The organism is Rothia nasimurium, assembly GCF_928381415.1.
Classification (GTDB): Bacteria; Actinomycetota; Actinomycetes; order Actinomycetales; family Micrococcaceae; genus Rothia; species Rothia nasimurium_H.
Window position 1 is genome coordinate 131,115 of record NZ_CAKMSF010000006.1, and the last position, 17,839, is coordinate 148,953.

Here is a 17,839-nt window from a genome sequence, read left to right on the forward strand (position 1 = left end):
GAAAGACGATATGACGAACCCTACCGGCGAAGAGCCGCCGAAAGAGAACGACCCGGCGCTGCCGTCCTTTCTGACCCAGCCCAGGCCAATCGACAAGGTCTTGCTGAGCCTGCTCGCCTTCATGACCATTTTCTCGATGGTCATGATTCCCCTGCGACCTAATCTGCTGGTCAACGCGCCCTGGCTGGTTTCTTTGCTGACCGGTTCGGGGTTGGGGCTGCTGATTACCGCTGCCCAGAACCAGGGAGCTGCCCTTATGCTGGCAGCCCTGACCGCAGCTGCTGCCGCCAGCCACATCAAGTTCATGGCGGTCTACTTCTTTATGGGGAAGCACTGGGGGCAGGACTTCATCACCTGGCTGTTCGCTAACCACACCCCCCTGTGGTGGCGCAAACTTGAGGGGTTTGTTGAGAAGCACCTCTTTCTGAGTCTGCTGCTGGGTTTTATCCCTTTCTCACCGATTCCGGCGACGATTCTGGTGGCTATCGCCGGTATCCGTAAACTCAAGGGCTGGGTTATCGGTCTCTACATCTACCTGCTAGCAATCGGCAATAAGCTCTTTTACCTCTACCTGGGGCTGCGTTTCGGCGAGGGCATCCAGCCCACCCTCGAGACCATCGACCGCTACATGATGCAGATAACCCTGGCACTGATCGCCTACGTTTTCATCATGAACTGGTGGCGCGGTTCAAAGAAGAAGCCCGTGCAGTAAAAGCCTGTACGCATCAAGAAGGGGCCCGCTCAACATCTGTTGAGCGGGCCCCTTCTTGATGGGAAACCTGCGGCTTAGCGCATGCCTCGACGGTCGGGGCGCATACGCATGGGGTCAATACCCTTAGGAATAGCGTTCAGCATGTTGTTGTGCTTCGAGAGTGAATCAATGCGGTTAGCTACCTGGTGCATTTCCTGCTGGGTGAGCTTCTTGGGCAGCTTGTTCATGGTCTTGGTGAGCTGCTTGAGTTCAACCTGGCCGTCAGCGTGCCCGGTGTTGATAACGGTTACGGGAACGGTCGGTACGATCTTGGAGTACTTGAGCTTTTCCTTCTGGACCAGACCGTTGACGCGGCCGGTAGGGCCTTCGGTGACCAGGACGATGCCGGGGCGGCCGATGGCGCGGAAGACGACGTCCTGGGACTTGTTAGCGGCAACGGGCTGCTGCTCGAAAATCCAACCGCGGCGCAGGGTTGAAAGAGCTGCACCGGAGCGACCGGGCTGGCCTTCCAGCTGGGCGAAAGCTGCCTTTTCTGCCCGGCGGGAGAGCACCATGACAGAGAAAAGAATGCCCAGGGGGATACCGATGAGAAGGAAGGTAATCCAGTTGTTGAGCAGCAGGCCGATCAGCAGGAAGACCAGGACGGTGCCAAAGAAGACCAGAGCAAGAATCCAGGGGATGTTGGGGTCCTGCTCGCGGGTCATAGCATAGACCTGCTTCATCTGAGCAAACATGCCGGGGCCGCGCTTGGCGCGGCGCTCTTCGCGAGCCTTCTTCTTTTCTTCGCGGGTCTGTGCGCGGGTGCTGCCACGGGATTCAGCCACTGTGTTTCCTTCGTGAGTCGATTCTGGGCGGGCGGGTGCGATACGCGCCCTAACTTACCCATTCTATACGGCAAGCGCCCACCGATGAAACCGGTGGGCGCTTGAAACCCTAGGGGGTAGCGTCCTTAGGCCCCTGCTGCTACCAGGGAGCTAGCCTCCTGCATAGCAAAGCCTGAATCGTCGATATGCGACAGGTGCTCAGGGATTTCGCGCCCCTGCTTCTTCATGGCACGGGCCCAGAGCTTACCTGCACGGTAGGACGAGCGCACCATGGGGCCTGCCATCACACCGGCAAAGCCAATTTCTTCGGCCATCTTTGAGAGCTCAACGAACTCGGCGGGCTTGACCCAACGCTCGATGGGGTGGAAGAGGGGGCCCGGGCGCAGGTACTGGGTGAGGGTAATCAGGTCGCAGCCGGCATCGTGCAGGTCGCAGAGGGCCTCGTACACCTCTTCGTTGGTTTCACCCATGCCCAGAATCAGGTTGGACTTGGTAATCAGACCGGCTTCCTTACCCTGGGTGATGACGTCCAGGGAGCGCTCGTAGCGGAAAGCAGGGCGAATCTGACGGAAGATACGCGGGACGGTCTCAAGGTTGTGGGCGAAGACCTCGGGGGCTGCATCGATGACCTGCTGCACGTCCTCTTCTTTCCCCTTGAAGTCGGGGATCAGGATTTCGACGCCGGTGTTGGGTGAAACGCGGTGAATCTGGCGGATAGTTTCGGCATAAAGCCAGGCGCCACCGTCCTCAAGGTCGTCACGGGCTACACCGGTGACGGTGGCGTAGCGCAGGCCCATCTTCTTGACGTTGAGGGCCACTTTAAGGGGCTCGGTGCGGTCAATAGCAACGGGCTTACCGGTGTCGATCATGCAGAAGTCGCAGCGGCGGGTGCACTCTGAACCGCCAATCAGGTAGGTTGCTTCGCGGTCTTCCCAGCACTCGTAGATGTTGGGGCAGCCGGCCTCTTCACACACGGTGTGCAGGCCAGAGCCTCGGGCTAGGTCAACCATTTCTTTGTATTCGGGGCCAACCTTGGCCTTGGTTTTGATCCATGAGGGCTTCTTCTCGATGGGGACCTCTGCATTGCGGGCTTCAACGCGAAGTAGCTTGCGGCCTTCTGGCTGGGCGCTCATGAGGTGGGGTTCTCCTTTTGGTGGTAAACCTGTGGTGGGTGTGCTGGCGGCTTCTGCCGGGGAGCGGTTTATGCGCTGGGGGCCGGTGTGAAGTCGGCGGCGAGCTGGTCGGCGTAACGGGCCAGCTCTTCTTCTACCCGGTCAACAATATCGGCGGGGGTTATATTCCGGCCCAGCTGTTCGCTAACGGTGGTGACGCCCGCATCGGTGATGCCGCAGGGGATAAAGGCGCCGAAGGGGTCGGTGGGGTTGTTGCAGTTGATAGAGAAACCGTGCATGGTGGTGTTCTTTGCCACGCGAATGCCGATAGCTGCAATTTTTTTGTCCTGCACCAGGGCGCCATCGCCTAGCACCCAGACCCCTGAACGCCCCTCGACCCGCTGGCAGGTGATGCCCAGATCGGTCAGGACGTTGATGAGCACCTCTTCGAGTACCCGCACGTAGCGGACGACGTCGATGGGCTCGGGCAGCTGCACGATAGGGTAGCCAACCAGCTGGCCGGGGCCGTGCCAGGTGAGCTTACCACCGCGGTCAATTTTGATGACGGGCACGCGGTTATCGGTCGGGTATTCGTGGTCTTCGGTGCGCTTACCGGCGGTAATGACTTCTTCGTGTTCTAGCAGTAGGACGGTATTTTGCCGGACGCCGGTGGCGACTTCTTCGTGGACGGTGCGCTGGTAGTCCAGCGCGGAGGTGTATTCCACATAGTCGGGGGCAAGCCCGACCCGTTCAAACAAAAGTGCCATACCTTCTAGGGTAGCCCTTTTGGCGGTGGGGCGAAAATATTCAGGGAGACTCTGGTCGTCTGAACCCGCTATGTGATGTTGTGACGCTAGATGACGTTTTTATCCACAGGGTACCTTCATGCGGTTGACTAGCGTAAATGCTGGCCCTGTGGATACTCCCGGCGGTGGTGCTGCCAGGTGGTGTATAGCTAAAGCATGAGTACCCCCACAGATCTACCCCAGCCGACCCCGGCGTCCGTACCGCCTGAACCAGAAAACGACCAGGCCCTGCTGATACCCGGTAACCTGCCCGACGTAACCCCGCGCTACCGCCTTGAAAGCGGAGCCCACCACAGCACCTGGATTGTGGACTGCGGCTACCAAAGTGCCGCCCACCTTGAGGTGCAGGCGGGCCCCTACACTCTGACTCAGATCACCGGCGATGCAGAAGCTAGTGCGAAATCCGCAGAACGGCTGTGTTCCCTCACCCCTCACCCCGCAGTGCTGAGAGTCGATGCTGTGACCTCATCGCAGGACTCCTACCATATCTGGTATGAACCTGCTGAGGCTGGCACCCTTGCCGACTATTGCCGAGCCAAGGGAAAACTGCCACTGGGGCAGGTAACCACCGTTGCCAGAGCCCTCACCCAGGCACTGGGTTACCTCCACGAACAGGGCTTTGCCTATTCTGAGCTAGCGGCCCGCCACTGCGTTTTCACCGTGCGGGGCGAGCTGAAACTCCTTGCCCCCGATATCGATACCCGCCCACTGGCGTCCGCGGTACAGAAGAGCCGGCAGGCAGAAGACATCGCAGCCTGCGCTGCCCTGCTCTGGCTCTGCCTTACCGGGGAAGAGCCTAAGGCCATGCGTCTGAGGGCTCCCCTGAACCTGGCTGTCCCCCAGGCCAGCGACGCCCTGGCCCAGACCCTTGAGGACGCTATCGACTCTCGTGCCCAGCAGCCCCAGCTGGCTGACCTACTAGCCCTTATTGAGCTGGCGGCAGACCCCGAGCCCCTCGAACTTCACCTCAGCGCCCACCAGAGCGTGCGTCCCCGTCTTCCTGCCTACAGGCAGCCTGCGCCAGCCGAGCCCCGCCGGGCGGTGAAACAACGTCGTCAGGTGTACGGGAAACTTCCTGATTTCTCCCGGGGGAGCAAGGCCAAGGCCCGCAAGCCATCTCGTAGTAAGCCTGTCGGTCAAGGCGCACGTCAGCTGCCACTAGGAAGATTTATCCGAGAACGGTGGGCCATGAGCGGCGCTGTTCTGATAGGAGCTCTAGCTTTAGGTGGGGTAGGCTACCAGCTCTCCTTTGCAGAGGGTCAGGGGGAGGACGCCGTTACGGCAACTAGCCAGGCCCCTCACTCTCTGCCTGCTCTAGAGCTACCAGAGGCAGGCCAGCAGCTAGCCGGTGGGGCACAGCAGATAGCTGATGGGCAAGAGCGGGATCCTGCCTCTGAACCGACCAATGACGAGCTCGCCCTTGAAGCTGCGCAACTTGTGGCTTCCCGTAGCCGGGTTCTGGCTAGCGGTGACACCGAGCGTATCAGCGACTATGCGGTGATGGATTCACCCCTGGCAGAAGCCGACCGGCAACTACTGGTCAGCCAAGGTGCCGCTGACTTAGCTGGAATGAGCACAGAACTGCTTGCCGTCGCTGAGGTTACCCAGACTGAGCAAGGCTTCAAGGTCCGGGGAACGGTTCAAGCGACCGGCTATACCCCGACTGCTAGCGGCGAGGAGCTAGCAGCCCAGGGCATCAGCGTGGAAGAAGGAAAGGTGCTTCAGCAGGTAGAGCTAACCCTGCAGATTCAGGGGGGAAGCTACCTGCTAGCTCAAGCTCAACCGCTAGCACTCGAGCAGCCTAAGCCCTAGCCCACTTTCTGCCTCCCCAAAAACTAGGGGCGGTGTACCTCAACCGGTACACCGCCCCTGACGCTAAGAACCTACCGGTTCAAAGCAGAATATTTAGAACTGGAGGTGCTGCATGAAAACAGCGATAGCAATATTGACCAGAGCCAGGCCACCAACAGTGTGGGCCAGGGCAATATTCTTGCCGTTTTCGGGAGTGCCCAGGGCACGAGCAGCCTTGTACTTCTTCTGACCCATGAAAGCAGCGACAGCAATAACCAGGGCGATGACCATCTTGATGCCAATCATCATGTGGTTCAGAGTCATGTTTTCTGACATCTGGATGAAGTAGAGGGCAAAACCGGTCACGACCTGAAGAAGAGCTGCGTGGAACTGACCGGGCAGGACGATGCCCTGCTTAAAGGTCCCCAGCCAGAGACCGAAAACCGTTGCTGCACCAACGATGTGCAAGAAAAGAAGAATTGAAAATGCGATAGCCATGATAACAAGTCTACGTAATACCTGTTTATTTAGCGACAGTTTGCCACCAAAACTAGTGTGGGAGTGCCCACGCCAAGAAAAGGGAGAAAGTAAAGTGCCCCGCTAACTTCTGCCAGCGGGGCACCTGAGAGCCTAGTTCAGAGAACTAAGACCTGTGGTTTAGAGACCAACCTCAGCTTCGAAAGCTGCTTCTTCAAGGCGCTGCTTGAGGAAGGCCAGGAAGCGGCCAGCATCTGCACCGTCTACAACGCGGTGGTCGTAGGTCAGTGAGAAGTAAGCCAGTGAGCGGATCGCGATAACATCGTTACCCTCGGCATCCTGGATAACAGCAGGACGCTTGTTGGTGGAGCCGATGCCCAGGATCGCTACGTTGGGCTGGTTGATGATCGGGGTGAAGAAGACACCGCCGGTCTGGCCGGTGGAGGAGATGGTGAAGGTTGAACCTGACAGCTCCTCGGGGCCGACCTGGCCGTCACGAGCGCGCTTGGCAACGTCGTTGATCTTTTTGGCGATACCTGCGATGTTGAGGTCGCCGGCGTCCTTGACAACGGGAACGAGCAGACCCTTGGGGGTGTCAACTGCCAGGCCGATGTTCTCGGAACCGTGGTAGGTGATTTCCTTGAAGTCATCGCTCATGGACGAGTTGAACTGGGGGAACTGCTGCAGAGCTTCGGTGACTGCCTTGGTGAAGAAGGGCAGGAAGGTGAGCTTGGTGCCCTCGCGAGCCTCGAAGCCGGCCTTAGCCTTGTTGCGCAGGGCAACCAGACGGGTCAGGTCGATTTCCTGGACGGTGGTCAGCTGAGCAGAAACAGCCAGTGACTCAACCATGCGCTTAGCAACGGTCTGGCGGATGCGGGGAGCCTTTTCGGTGGTGCCGCGCTTTGAGGACGCTGCAGCCTTGGGGGCTTCCTTCTTGGCAGGAGCTGCGGTTGCGGGAGCTTCAGCAGCGGGGGCTGATGCTACGGGAGCAGCGCCCTTCTTAGCTTCAGCAGCAGCCAGGACGTCCTGCTTGCGGATGCGGCCGCCAACACCGGTGCCCTTGATGGTGGACAGGTCGATGCCTTCCTGCTTGGCCAGCTTGCGGACCAGGGGAGTGACGTAGGCTTCGCCGTTTTCGCCGGAGGGCAGTTCAACAGCGGGAGCCTCGGCAGCTTCGTCGGTGGAGGAAACAGCGGGTGCTTCTTCCTTCTTCTCTTCTGCGGGGGCAGAAGCGGCTGAAGCGTCACCGATGATAGCCAGAACCTGGCCGACTTCGGCGTCCTCGTCTTCCTGGATGCGGATTTCAAGCAGGGTACCGGCTACGGGTGAGGGAACCTCGGTGTCGACCTTGTCGGTGGAAACCTCTACGAGGGGCTCGTCGACAGCAACTTCTTCGCCAACTTCCTTGAGCCAGCGGGTGATGGTGCCTTCGGTGACGGACTCGCCCAGAGCGGGCAGGGTAACCTCGGTGCCAGAAGCTGAGCCTGAGGACGCGGGTGCGGCAGCGGGTGCCTCTTCCTTCTTTTCCTCAGCTGCGGGAGCTTCTTCCTTTTCTTCAGCCTTGGGGGCTTCTGCAGCGGGGGCATCGTCAGATGAGCCTGCGCCGGAGCCGTCGCCAATAACGATGAGGGGAGCGCCGACCTCGACGTCCTCGTCCTCTTCAACGAGAATCTTCTCAACAACACCGGCTACGGGTGAGGGAACTTCGGTGTCGACCTTGTCGGTGGAAACCTCAACGATGGGCTGGTCAACCTCAACGGTTTCGCCAACCTCAACGAGCCAGCGGGTAACGGTACCCTCGGTTACGGATTCGCCCAGTGCGGGCAGTTCTACGGTGGTGGACATAGTCCTTCGTGCTCTCCTTGTGAGTGATAAAAATCTGTAGGGGGTAGGCGCTGACCCTATAACCAGGGTTAGGGCTAGCGCCTACCGCAGGGGCTTGTCTTAGCCGTGCAGGGGTGCGCCAGCCAGAGCCATTGCAGCCTCGCCCAGGGATTCGTTCTGGGTGGGGTGGGCGTGGATGAACTGGGCGACATCCTCGGGGAAGGCTTCCCAGACAACCCACATCTGGGCCTCACCAATCTGCTCGCCCATGCGCTTACCAACAGCGTGAACGCCGATGATGGGGCCGTTCTTCTCGCGGACGACCTTGACCAGGCCGCCGGTGCCCAGGATAGAGGACTTGCCGTTGCCAGCCAGGTTGTACTCTGCAACCTCAACGTTTTCCTTGCCGAACTTCTCTTCAGCCTTGGGCTGGGAGTAGCCGATGGAGGCGATCTCAGGCTCGCAGAAGGTGACCTTGGGGATGTTGATGTCTTCAACAATCTGGGGGTTGAGGCCTGCGATTTCTTCGGCAACGAAGCGGCCCTGCTGGTAGCCGCGGTGGGCCAGCTGAACACCGGGAACGATGTCGCCGATAGCGTAGATGTTGCCAACGCCGGTGTGCAGGCGATCGTTGGTGATAACGAAGCCACGGTCCATGGTCAGGCCCTGCTCGTCGTAGCCAAAGCCCTCGGTGTTGGGGCCACGGCCGACAGCAACAAGAACGATGTCTGCCTCGAAGACGGTGCCATCTTCAAGGGTGACCTTGGCGCCATTGGCGTCCTGTTCAACGGTCTTGAAGAACTTGCCCAGTGAGGACTTGATGCCGCGCTTCTTGAATTCGCGCTCAACGACCTTGATGATGGAGGGGTCTTCGTTGGGGACCAGGTGGGGCAGGCCCTCAATGATGGTGACCTCTACGCCCATGGAGTTCCACATGGAGGCGAACTCGGAGCCGATGACGCCGCCGCCCAGAACGATAGCGCTCTTGGGTAGGTAGTCCATCTGCAGGGCTTCGGTGGAGGTGAGCACGCGGTCACGAATCTCGATGCCGAAAGTCTTGGAGACAGAACCGGATGCCAGGATGATGTGCTTGCCCTTGTATTCGGTGCCAGCGACGGTGATGGTGTCCTTGCCGGTGAGCTTGCCTTCGCCCTCGATGACGGTGACCTTCTTCATCTTGAGAAGGCCGGTCAGGCCCTTGAACTTGCCGGCGACGATGCCGTCCTTGTAGTCACGAACCTTAGCCATGTCGATGGACTCGAGGGTGGTGTTTACACCGTACTTCGAAGCGTGCTGAGCCTCGGATGCGAGTTCTGCAGCGTGCAGGTAAGCCTTGGTGGGGATGCAACCGGTGTGCAGGCAGGTGCCGCCCAGGTTGCTCTTTTCGATCAGACCTACGGTGAAGCCCAGCTGTACCGCGCGCAGAGCTGCGGAGTAACCGGCGCTACCGCCACCGAGGATGAGGATATCGAATTCTGTTGTTGCCGAATCGGCCACGTTGACGCTCCCTTGCATGGGTCGCGGAGGCCTAAGCCCCCTTATGTACTGTCGTTTTCTAGCTTATCCCTTGAATGCGTCCGCCTGCCACTATTGGCAGGTGTTTTATTGCTCGGGTGGGCATGATTACACCCCGTTACCTGCTAGAACGCGGGCAACGGGGTGCAAATGTAAAAGTTCCCTGGAAAGTAAGGTTTAGGCGTAGGCCTCGATGAACTTAATCAGGGTGGCGATGGAGTGGCCGGTGCCTTCCTTAGGAGTAAAGCCGTAGGGGCCTTCCTCGTTGAAGGAGGGGCCTGCGAAGTCCAGGTGGGCCCAGGGAATCTTTGCGCCGTCCTTTTCGCCCACGAATTCTTCGAGGAACTGGCCTGCTACCAGCATGCCACCGTAGCGGGAGCCGATGTTCTGCAGATCGGCGACGGGGGACTTGAGGCTCTTGCGCAGGTGCTCGGGCATGGGCATGGGCCAGTAGTCTTCGCCGGCTTCGGTAGCTGCTTCAACAACCTGTTGGCGGACGGTATCGTCACCCATGACCGCTGCGGTGCGCACGCCCAGGGCGATGAGCTGGGCACCGGTCAGGGTTGCGATGTCGAGAAGGACGTCGGGCTCGTCCTCGGATGCCAGGGCCAGGCCGTCTGCCATGACCAGGCGGCCTTCGGCGTCGGTATTCATGACTTCAACGGTGTGACCGCTGCGCATGGTCAGCACATCTTCGGGGCGGATGGAGTTGCCACCGGGCATGTTCTCGGCCAGGCAGAGGTAGCCGTGTACGGCAACCGGCAGGTTGAGCTCAGAAGCTGCTGCCACGACGTTGAGGACGGTTGCGGCACCTGCCATGTCGGACTTCATGGTGGTCATGGATCCGGCGGGCTTGAGCGAAATGCCACCGGTGTCGAAGGTGATGCCCTTGCCCACAATGGCGACGGTCTTTTCGGCCTTTTCGGGGGTGTACTTGACCTCTACCAGGCGGGGCTTGCGCTCTGAGCCCTGGCCGACACCCGCGATGCCGCCGAAGCCTTCGGCAACGAGTTCTTCGTAGTCCCAGACCTTGGTTTCAATATTTTCAAGGCCCTCTACGCGGGCAAGGGCACGCTCTGCGAAGGTTTCGGGGTAGAGATGGGAGGGTGGGGTGTTGACCAGGCGGCGGGTGTGGTCAACGGCCTCACCCAGAATGAGAGCCCGAGTCAGGGCACCTTCTGCCTCAGCGGGGGCTACATCGGTGACAATGAGAACCTCGGCGACGGGAGCCTTGACTGAATCGGCAGTCTTGGCCCGCAGCTGGGTATCGGCAAAAGCGCCGTAGGCGGCGCCTTCTGCGATAGCTGCTACTTCCTCAACGGATTCTGCGCCCAGGGCGAGGGCTACGGTTTCTACACCGGCAAGCTGGCGGACGGCTGAGCCCGCTGCGTAGCGCAGGGCAACACGGTGGGCAGCGGCATCCTCCTTCTGAGAGCCTAGGCCGATGAGGGCAACGACGTCGGTGCCCGCCTCGTCGAAGCCGGGAAGCCGAACGAGCTCGTCCTGCCCGCCGCTGACGCCCAAATCTTCCAAAATAGCCTCAAGGCCCTCGGCGGTTTCGGCATCGAGGGGGTTAGCGGCCAGTGAGGGGCCTTCCTTGCCGGAATACACACCGAGCACCAGCACATCGGCCTCAAGGGCTTCAAGGTCGGGGGCGGTTACAGAGAATGACAGATCGTGAGAATCGCTCACAGAAATCTCCCTTCGCAGTAGATATAAGAGGGGCAGCCGCGCTCTAGGGCAACTGCAGTATCGTCTATAAGCCTAGGCCTAAAAGCCCCGTGAATGTAATCTGCGCAACGCCCCTTACGGCTAAATCACCGCAGAGCGAACAGGCAGAGGGGCCAGGGTGAGAATTACGGCCCTGGAAGGAATAGTTCTGCATATTCCAAGCGTTATACCTGCGACATTAGGCTACACAGCGGCTACACCCTGGAGTACTATAGAGACTCACAGAGGACGGGAAATAAGAAGGGGGCTAGGAAGATGACGCACGAAGATCGGCTGTATATAGCTCACGCCGGGGCGTTTGAAAACGACCGATTGAGAGGTCTGCCCCTCGTCATTGCTCTCTCGCACCCCCAGGACGCCGGTGGCACCGCGGGGCACCTGGGTGAAGTGCTTCTGCATGAACTTGATAATGTGCCGGTCATCGAGTTTGATGCTGACCGCCTGCATGACTACCGGTCACGCAAGCCCCGCATTACCTTCAAAAAAGACCACTACACCAACCCCGTACTTCCCGAACTCAAGCTGTACGCGGTAGAAGACCGCCTGGGCAAGCCTTTCTTGTTGCTGACCGGTGCTGAGCCCGATTTGCTGTGGCAGCGGTTTACAGCCGATGTGGTGGATATTGCCCAGCGTCTTGAGGTATCGGTAGCCCTGTCTGTGACCGGTTTCCCCATGCCGGTGCCGCATACCCGCCCTATCCCCGTAACGGCGCACGGGTCTCGTAAGGACCTGACGGTCGGTATTTCCTCCTTCCAACCCGAGGCTCTGGTGCCCGGGTCGGTATCGAGCCTGCTGGAGGTGCGCCTGACCGAGGCCGGCATTGGAACGGCCGGTTTCGCAGTGAACGTGCCGCAGTACCTGTCGGAGTCGGAGCTGCCCCAGACCGCTCTTGTCGCTATGGAGCACCTGTCGCTGGCAGCCAAGCTAAGCCTGCCCTCGGATCGCCTGCGTGAGCTGTCCGAGAATGTTCAGCTGCAGATTGACGAGCAGGCTAGCGCTAGCCCTGAAATTCAGATGATGATTCAGCGCCTCGAAGAGTCCTACGACGCGAACGCCGCCCAGGGGTTCGGTAGCCTCCCCCTCTCTGAGCGTGCCGCTGGTCGGGTACCTAGCCGGGATGAAATCGGTGATGAGGTAGAGGCCTTCTTGGCTCAGCTCGACCATAACACTCGGGATGCGGACGGCGACGGCCCCCGCGGCCTGGGCCCCTCCGGTTCCTAAACCGGCCCGGGCCGGGCCTGGCCCCGCGGTGAAACTGCCTGTGGAAACCCGCTTTAGAGGCGTCATAGATGCGTCACGGGTTCACCGATTTATGGGAAGCGTGCGCCCCGTGAGGGCTTGATTATTTGCTTTGACAGGGGCGGACGTCGGACGCCCAGCGGGTGGGGAATATCCACAGGCCTGCTTGGGCTCGTCTTAGGTACTCTTCTCTATCAGCCTGATAGGTATGACAGAGAATCACCACACCCCAGAAGAACCTATCGTTACCTACCTCAGCTCGGAGCGCGACGTCCTCGCCCTTGCCCTGCATCTTTTAGGCTACTGGCCTGAAAAGTCCATCATGCTCCTGGCTCTGAGCGATGGGGGAATAGGGCCCCTGCTGCGTGTTGATATGCCCGATGTTTCTGAGGTAGCGCCGGATGACTTCCTGACCTATATCTTCGAGGCCTTCCCCACCCATAGCCCTACCGGGGACCCCATCACCAGTGTATTCTTGCTGCTCTTCGCCGATGGCGCAGCATCCGGAGAAGTGGACGTTTCGGTAGAAAAAACCTTCCTAGAAGCAGCCCAATGCTATGCGGAGCTCGCACCAGCCCACGCAACCCTTCACGGGCTGAATGTACTCGATGTACTTGCGGTGGGGCAGCAGGCCTACTGGGCTGTGAATCCGGCGGAAGGGCAGCTGGCTCCTGCTGGTTTTCTAGACGAGGTCTTGACCAGCCCGCTGTATAGCGAACTGGTAGCCCACGGGTCGCTTGTTGCCAGTGATTTACATGAAGCCCAGGAACTTAAGAATCGCACAGCCCTGGGAACTGAGGACCCAGAGGAACAAGAACGGTGGCAGGTCAATACAGAAGCCTATAGCGCTTTCTACCTGGAAGAGAAACAAGAGCAAAACCCCCAAGAAGCCTGCCAAATTGCTGCTGAACTAGAGCTGTGGGAGCAGGCTATAGGTGCCGTTGCGTCCCTGCTTGATGGGCCGCGGGGTAGCAAGGGGCTCTACGCTGGGACCTTAGCCGATACTATACGCGCTGAGGTGATTCCCGATGCAGCTGGTTTTCTGATCGCTTCTTTCGATAGCTTTGCAACCCTCCAGCTCGTGATTCTTCAGGCCTGCCGTACCCTCAAAGACTCGTTAGCAGCTCTGAGGGCTCTAGAACAGGGCAGCCAAGAGCTGGGGCTGAACAGGCAGACTGCGGGGGATAGGGTTCTGCCCCTGCCGTCAACCCTGCACCGGTACCAGCTCGATCGTCTCAGCCAGTCTGAACAGGGTGCGCACGAGCAGATAGATAGCACCGAAGACAGTCTGAAGGAAATGGCTGAAACTCTCTTTGGTGTAGATCCCACCCCGCCAGACTGGAAGCGCCTGGAAGCCTTGTGGCATTTGGCAGCCGTGCTGGAAAGCTCCGCTAGGGGGAAAGCCGAAGCTTCCCTCCTTGCTGCACAGGCGTGGGTAAGCTGGATGCGGGGCAACTCTACGGAAGCTTTCCACCTGCTGGAGGCTATCGACAGCACCTGCCGCGATGGGGGCTCTCTACCCCTGCATTACCTTTTGAGCGTCAGTGCTTTCCCTACCTGGCTTACTCTGCCCGGCGGAGCCCCAGAGACCTACGTGACCAAGAACCGCAGATAAGCGGCCGTGCCTTCTTCGCTAGAAAACCTAAAACATGTCATACTTGACTATTGACCCCGCTCAAAGTGTCTTTCAAAAATACAGCTTCCTATCGGGAATAGAAGCCCCTACTCGGGCGTTATACCCACCGATAGATACCCTGGAAACTGTATTGTGCGAATCGATCACTTGACAGGGTCTTAGGTGTTTTGACCGCGAACACCGCATCACACTCGCTACGGTCAACTAGCTCAGAAAGGTTTTCTGTGTCACCAGCCGCACGCAAGAAAGCAGCCAGCGAAACCGCTGCAACCAAAGCCACCGCTAAAAAAACCTCAACTCGCGCCAAAGCAAAAAAGGCTGACGAGGCAGCAGACGCCGTAGAAGCAGACGACGAAGAAAGCGCCGCACCTCAGCGAGCCCCCAAGAAGACCGCAGCTAAGAAGGCTGCCCCCAAGAAGAGCCGCAAGGCTAAGGACGAGGACGACGATTTCGCCGACGACGATATCGATCTGGACGACGAAGACCTCGATACCGACGACATCGAAGATGTCGATGAAGACGATGACGAAGACGAGGCAGACTCTGTCACCAAGGAAGAGAAGAAAGAAGCTGAAGCTGTAGCAGCTAAGGGTTCTGGCTTCGTCCTGACCAACAACGATGAAGACGATGCCCCTGCCGTCCGCGTTGTTACCCCCGGTGCTACCGCAGACCCCGTCAAGGACTACCTCAAGCAGATCGGCAAGGTTGCCCTGCTGAATGCTGAGCAGGAAGTCGACCTGGCTATGCGTATTGAGGCCGGCCTCTACGCCGAGCACAAGCTCAAAGAGAACCCCGATATGGACCCGCAGCTCAAGAAGGAACTGCGCTGGGTAATTCACGATGGCCGTCGCGCCAAGAACCACCTGCTGGAAGCCAACCTGCGTCTGGTGGTCTCCCTGGCCAAGCGCTACACCGGCCGCGGTATGCTCTTCCTCGACCTGATTCAGGAAGGTAACCTGGGCCTGATTCGAGCCGTTGAGAAGTTCGACTACTCAAAGGGCTTCAAGTTCTCAACCTACGCAACCTGGTGGATCCGTCAGGCTATCACCCGTGCAATGGCTGACCAGGCCCGCACCATCCGCATCCCCGTGCACATGGTTGAAGTTATCAACAAGCTGGCCCGCGTCCAGCGTCAGATGCTGCAGGATTTGGGCCGCGAACCCACCCCTGAAGAGCTCGCTAAGGAACTCGATATGACCCCCGAAAAGGTCATCGAGGTTCAGAAGTACGGCCGTGAGCCGATCTCCCTGCACACCCCTCTGGGCGAGGACGGCGACTCTGAGTTTGGCGACCTGATTGAGGACTCCGAAGCAGTAGTACCTGCCGATGCTGTCTCATTCACCCTGCTCCAGGAGCAGCTGCACTCGGTGCTTGATACCCTCTCTGAGCGCGAAGCAGGTGTTGTTGCTATGCGCTTTGGTATGACCGACGGTCAGCCCAAGACCCTTGATGAAATCGGCAAGGTCTACGGCGTTACCCGCGAGCGTATCCGCCAGATTGAATCAAAGACTATGTCTAAGCTCCGTCACCCCAGCCGTTCTCAGGTTCTGCGTGACTACCTAGACTAAAAACCGAACTGCTGTAGTTTCGGTACAGGCGGGTGCCCTTGAGCCTTCTAGCTCGAGGGGCACCCGCCTTTTTGATGGGGTGGGTTGGCATAAGAGAAGGTGGGAGTTGCTAAATATCTGGGAGTTATGCGATGGCGAGGGTGGCGATTTTCCAGTTGCCCCGTTTGCGTTCTGCCCGTAGAGCTACGGCCCGGGTGCGGACGTCGTCGGTCACCAGCAAACTCATTTCATAGGCAGTCTCAGCAACTTTCTGGACGATGATACGTCGCGGGCGGATTACAGCAGGCGGCTTGCTGGGGTAAGGGGCCTGGGGGTAATGACGCTGTCGGTAGCGAATGGCGGCTTTTGCCTGTTCAAGCTGCTTTTCTAGGGTGCGGTAGCAGCCGGCTGTCATCCAGGGAGCTAGATGGTGCTGAGGCCTGCGCCCCATGAAAACTTCGATGGCAGCGGTACCAATGCGAACCCCCAGTTGCTCAAGGGCCTGCTCTTCTTGATCGATAAAGGAGAGGCTGACAGCGGGTTCTGCTGGCTGACCCTTTTCAAAGTAGGGGGCATATTTTTCGGCGTATTCGGTAGCTTCGACGATGATGTATTTGCGGTCATCACGTTCTGGGAAAGCGGTTTTCATGGTGTGCTCCTTTGCAAAACCTAGTGGGGTAGGGTAATCGTCTGACCTGGGAAAATCAGGGTGTCCAGGGTGGGAATGGTCTTTTGGTTGAGTTGCCAGATAGTGTGCACGAGCGCTAGCACTTCAGCGCCTGAAGCATCGGGGGCCAGGTGGTCTTCTGCGATACTCCATAGCGAGTCGCCCGGGGCTACGGTATAGGTGGTAGCTGCTACGTCTTCTGAAAAGTCCGGCTGCACGCGGGTGCCACCCCCGAAGAGGGGTGAAATGGGCTGGTAGCTCTTTGTCGTAACGGGAAGAACCTTCACTGTTGCTCGTTCCTGGGTTTGTTCTGGGGAAAAGAGGGGCGAAGTAGCAGAGGCTAGGGTGGAGTCAGCTGATAATGCCTCGACGTCGTGGTTAATTTGAGAAGCCTGAGGGAATAGGGGTGAGTTTGTCTCGCCGTTGTGAACTCTAGCTGTTACCGAGATAGCTTGCTCAGAGGGTAGGGCATAGGCCTGGGTGGGGGCCAAAGCTCCCAGACCTAAAGAAGCTCCCGCAAGTGTTTTGAGGAGTCCCGGGGCCCATACCGGAAGTTGTATGTGCAGGGGAGAACGTCGGGCGCGAGCTAGGGCGCTGTAGTAGAAGACTAAACCAGCTAGCCACCAGAGGGCGATGCAGAGACAAAGCAGGCCAGCGATAGCGCAGACTAGCAGGCTCATCCAGGTGCCCGGGCTACGAGAAGTGATTCCTAGGTCTTGATTCCCTTCGCTCAGAAGTGAGTGAAGTAGCATGCCTGAGGCGCCAGCTCCGCCCAGTGCTAGGAGGGGAATTAGATTGGCTGTACATAGGGCAAAAAATCGCGATGCCACTTCTTTCACCTCAAATCATGTCATTTGATGTAGTTTGATGATTTATGCATCATATTACTTCCCTTTGCGATGGATTCAAGAGGCTTGTAGCAAATTTTTCAATAAATTTTCCTTGGCGGGGTATCCTCAGTGCATGGCACACCTAGATTTGCTCTTCCGCGATTACGAAATCCAGATGGAAGCACAAAAACACCGAGATTACGAGGCAGATGCTCGCGAGCTCCGCCAGATAGAGCTTTCTCGCGTCACCGTGGCCGACCGTTTGGCAGCCCAGCTTGGGCAGCTGCTGACTATTCACGGGTCTACTGGAGATATTTGGCGGGGACGGCTAGAAACTCTGGGGCTGGGGTGGCTTCAGCTAGAAACGGACGCCGGCGGCCTCATTCTTCCGCTTGCGCACCTTCTTTACTGGGAAGGTGGAAACCACCAGGCCGTGGGCGAAGCTCATGAAGTGTCTCGCAAACTCACGCTGGGATCTGCCCTACGGGCCCTCAGCGCTGCCCAACGTGACATCCATATTTATCATGCAGGAGGAACCGGTCTCACCAGTGCAGGTAAAGTGTGGGCAGTTGGTGCTGACTACTGTGAAATCGTGGGGCAGCAGGCACACAAAGAGGACGCCCGCGGAACTCGGGGAGCTCCACGCAGCGTCCTCTTCACCTCAATTGCCGCTATCAGGGTAGCGGGATAAACAGTCTGTTTTAGGAGATATCGGCTCGTTCGGCCTGCTCGGCCCGAATGGCTTCTTCGGTCATCGCATAGCGCTCGCTGATATATGCTTCGAGCATGCTCTTTTCAACCCGCCACTGGTTTCTGCCGCCAATCTGGATGGCCTTCAGCTCCCCTGAGCGCACCAGGGCGCGAGTTTGGCTGGGGGATATATTGAGAATTTCACCGACGTCGGTCAGGGTGAGAAAGCGCTGTTCAACCATATCTGGTTCCTTCTGAAACGGGGGAGTAGGTGGGGGATCCTTTGCTTTAGTTTAGTGCATTTTGAACTACCTTGATAGAAGAAGCAAGGCCTGTGGATAACTTGCTTGATTTTGCGTAACCTTGGTCAAAAATACGTGCAATCTTTGAAATTGATGTTCTGATTAGGGAAACTGCTGTCAACGAGGAAAACTTCCT

16 protein-coding genes are annotated in these 17,839 nt (G+C 58.5%); 6 read left to right on the forward strand and 10 right to left on the reverse strand.

From position 1 onward, the window contains the following. Window positions 1–10 precede the first annotated feature (10 nt). The gene (locus L7A20_RS08225; protein ID WP_237198429.1) at window positions 11–712 is read left to right on the forward strand and encodes a VTT domain-containing protein; all 702 of its coding nucleotides are present in this window, start codon (window positions 11–13) and stop codon (window positions 710–712) included. Window positions 713–786: 74 nt separating this feature from the next. Here L7A20_RS08225 and L7A20_RS08230 read toward each other — a convergent pair whose 3' ends face one another. The 3 genes from L7A20_RS08230 to lipB all read right to left on the reverse strand — a co-directional run bounded on the left by L7A20_RS08230 (window position 787) and on the right by lipB (window position 3,415). After that, window positions 787–1,536: a DUF4191 domain-containing protein gene (locus L7A20_RS08230; protein WP_237195381.1), complete on the reverse strand. Its 750-nt coding sequence runs from the start codon at window positions 1,534–1,536 to the stop codon at window positions 787–789. A gap of 125 nt (window positions 1,537–1,661) precedes the next feature. Next, window positions 1,662–2,669 carry a lipoyl synthase gene (gene lipA, locus L7A20_RS08235; RefSeq protein ID WP_185173127.1) on the reverse strand — a complete coding sequence of 336 codons (1,008 nt, stop codon included), beginning with the start codon at window positions 2,667–2,669 and terminating at the stop codon, window positions 1,662–1,664. Window positions 2,670–2,737: 68 nt separating this feature from the next. Then, on the reverse strand, window positions 2,738–3,415 hold the full coding sequence (gene lipB / locus L7A20_RS08240; RefSeq protein WP_185173126.1) for a lipoyl(octanoyl) transferase LipB: 678 nt from the start codon (window positions 3,413–3,415) through the stop codon (window positions 2,738–2,740). Window positions 3,416–3,610: 195 nt separating this feature from the next. Between lipB and L7A20_RS08245 the strand changes: the two genes are divergently transcribed. Beyond that, on the forward strand, window positions 3,611–5,266 hold the full coding sequence (locus L7A20_RS08245; protein WP_237223057.1) for a protein kinase: 1,656 nt from the start codon (window positions 3,611–3,613) through the stop codon (window positions 5,264–5,266). Window positions 5,267–5,359: 93 nt separating this feature from the next. On the opposite strand, the gene L7A20_RS08250 is transcribed toward L7A20_RS08245, so the two are convergent. The 4 genes from L7A20_RS08250 to L7A20_RS08265 form a co-directional block, all read right to left on the reverse strand. Further along, window positions 5,360–5,743, reverse strand: coding sequence for a hypothetical protein (locus tag L7A20_RS08250; RefSeq protein ID WP_237223058.1), 384 nt, complete (start codon window positions 5,741–5,743; stop codon window positions 5,360–5,362). 159 nt (window positions 5,744–5,902) lie between these two features. Further along, window positions 5,903–7,567: a 2-oxoglutarate dehydrogenase, E2 component, dihydrolipoamide succinyltransferase gene (gene sucB / locus L7A20_RS08255; RefSeq protein WP_237223059.1), complete on the reverse strand. Its 1,665-nt coding sequence runs from the start codon at window positions 7,565–7,567 to the stop codon at window positions 5,903–5,905. 99 nt (window positions 7,568–7,666) lie between these two features. Then, window positions 7,667–9,061 (reverse strand): dihydrolipoyl dehydrogenase, encoded by a 1,395-nt coding sequence (gene lpdA, locus L7A20_RS08260; RefSeq protein ID WP_237223060.1) that lies wholly within the window; start codon window positions 9,059–9,061, stop codon window positions 7,667–7,669. Window positions 9,062–9,238: 177 nt separating this feature from the next. After that, window positions 9,239–10,753 (reverse strand): leucyl aminopeptidase, encoded by a 1,515-nt coding sequence (locus L7A20_RS08265; RefSeq protein ID WP_237223061.1) that lies wholly within the window; start codon window positions 10,751–10,753, stop codon window positions 9,239–9,241. A gap of 294 nt (window positions 10,754–11,047) precedes the next feature. Between L7A20_RS08265 and L7A20_RS08270 the strand changes: the two genes are divergently transcribed. From L7A20_RS08270 to L7A20_RS08280, 3 genes are all read left to right on the forward strand, one after another. Beyond that, window positions 11,048–12,013, forward strand: coding sequence for a proteasome assembly chaperone family protein (locus L7A20_RS08270; protein WP_237185406.1), 966 nt, complete (start codon window positions 11,048–11,050; stop codon window positions 12,011–12,013). Window positions 12,014–12,239: 226 nt separating this feature from the next. Then, entirely contained in the window at window positions 12,240–13,646 is a 1,407-nt protein-coding gene (locus L7A20_RS08275) for a DUF4192 family protein (protein ID WP_237223062.1), read from the forward strand. A 188-nt stretch (window positions 13,647–13,834) separates the two neighbouring features. Beyond that, complete coding sequence (locus L7A20_RS08280) at window positions 13,835–15,235, forward strand: RNA polymerase sigma factor (RefSeq protein ID WP_272878678.1); 1,401 nt, start codon at window positions 13,835–13,837, stop codon at window positions 15,233–15,235. Between the two features lie 124 nt (window positions 15,236–15,359). On the opposite strand, the gene L7A20_RS08285 is transcribed toward L7A20_RS08280, so the two are convergent. Then, window positions 15,360–15,863 (reverse strand): Rv3235 family protein, encoded by a 504-nt coding sequence (locus L7A20_RS08285; RefSeq protein ID WP_237223063.1) that lies wholly within the window; start codon window positions 15,861–15,863, stop codon window positions 15,360–15,362. Window positions 15,864–15,883: 20 nt separating this feature from the next. Continuing rightward, complete coding sequence (locus L7A20_RS08290; protein ID WP_237223064.1) at window positions 15,884–16,633, reverse strand: LysM peptidoglycan-binding domain-containing protein; 750 nt, start codon at window positions 16,631–16,633, stop codon at window positions 15,884–15,886. A 211-nt stretch (window positions 16,634–16,844) separates the two neighbouring features. Here L7A20_RS08290 and L7A20_RS08295 point away from each other — a divergent pair, with 211 nt between their 5' ends. Further along, window positions 16,845–17,402, forward strand: a complete 558-nt coding sequence (locus L7A20_RS08295; RefSeq protein ID WP_237185401.1) for a hypothetical protein — start codon at window positions 16,845–16,847, stop codon at window positions 17,400–17,402. Between the two features lie 10 nt (window positions 17,403–17,412). On the opposite strand, the gene L7A20_RS08300 is transcribed toward L7A20_RS08295, so the two are convergent. Further along, window positions 17,413–17,643 (reverse strand): helix-turn-helix domain-containing protein, encoded by a 231-nt coding sequence (locus tag L7A20_RS08300; RefSeq protein ID WP_135011335.1) that lies wholly within the window; start codon window positions 17,641–17,643, stop codon window positions 17,413–17,415. Window positions 17,644–17,839: the final 196 nt, after the last annotated feature.

What these genes read in the sequence shown, in the direction of transcription:
- sucB (WP_237223059.1), bottom strand. Translation starts at nt 7,567, where the DNA reads ATGTCCACCACCGTAGAACTGCCCGCACTGGGCGAATCCGTAACCGAG.
- L7A20_RS08270 (WP_237185406.1), top strand. Translation starts at nt 11,048, where the DNA reads ATGACGCACGAAGATCGGCTGTATATAGCTCACGCCGGGGCGTTTGAA.
- lipA (WP_185173127.1), bottom strand. Translation starts at nt 2,669, where the DNA reads ATGAGCGCCCAGCCAGAAGGCCGCAAGCTACTTCGCGTTGAAGCCCGC.
- L7A20_RS08245 (WP_237223057.1), top strand. Translation starts at nt 3,611, where the DNA reads ATGAGTACCCCCACAGATCTACCCCAGCCGACCCCGGCGTCCGTACCG.
- lipB (WP_185173126.1), bottom strand. Translation starts at nt 3,415, where the DNA reads ATGGCACTTTTGTTTGAACGGGTCGGGCTTGCCCCCGACTATGTGGAA.
- L7A20_RS08300 (WP_135011335.1), bottom strand. Translation starts at nt 17,643, where the DNA reads ATGGTTGAACAGCGCTTTCTCACCCTGACCGACGTCGGTGAAATTCTC.
- L7A20_RS08275 (WP_237223062.1), top strand. Translation starts at nt 12,240, where the DNA reads ATGACAGAGAATCACCACACCCCAGAAGAACCTATCGTTACCTACCTC.
- L7A20_RS08225 (WP_237198429.1), top strand. Translation starts at nt 11, where the DNA reads ATGACGAACCCTACCGGCGAAGAGCCGCCGAAAGAGAACGACCCGGCG.
- L7A20_RS08290 (WP_237223064.1), bottom strand. Translation starts at nt 16,633, where the DNA reads ATGCTACTTCACTCACTTCTGAGCGAAGGGAATCAAGACCTAGGAATC.
- lpdA (WP_237223060.1), bottom strand. Translation starts at nt 9,061, where the DNA reads ATGCAAGGGAGCGTCAACGTGGCCGATTCGGCAACAACAGAATTCGAT.
- L7A20_RS08250 (WP_237223058.1), bottom strand. Translation starts at nt 5,743, where the DNA reads ATGGCTATCGCATTTTCAATTCTTCTTTTCTTGCACATCGTTGGTGCA.
- L7A20_RS08295 (WP_237185401.1), top strand. Translation starts at nt 16,845, where the DNA reads ATGGCACACCTAGATTTGCTCTTCCGCGATTACGAAATCCAGATGGAA.
- L7A20_RS08285 (WP_237223063.1), bottom strand. Translation starts at nt 15,863, where the DNA reads ATGAAAACCGCTTTCCCAGAACGTGATGACCGCAAATACATCATCGTC.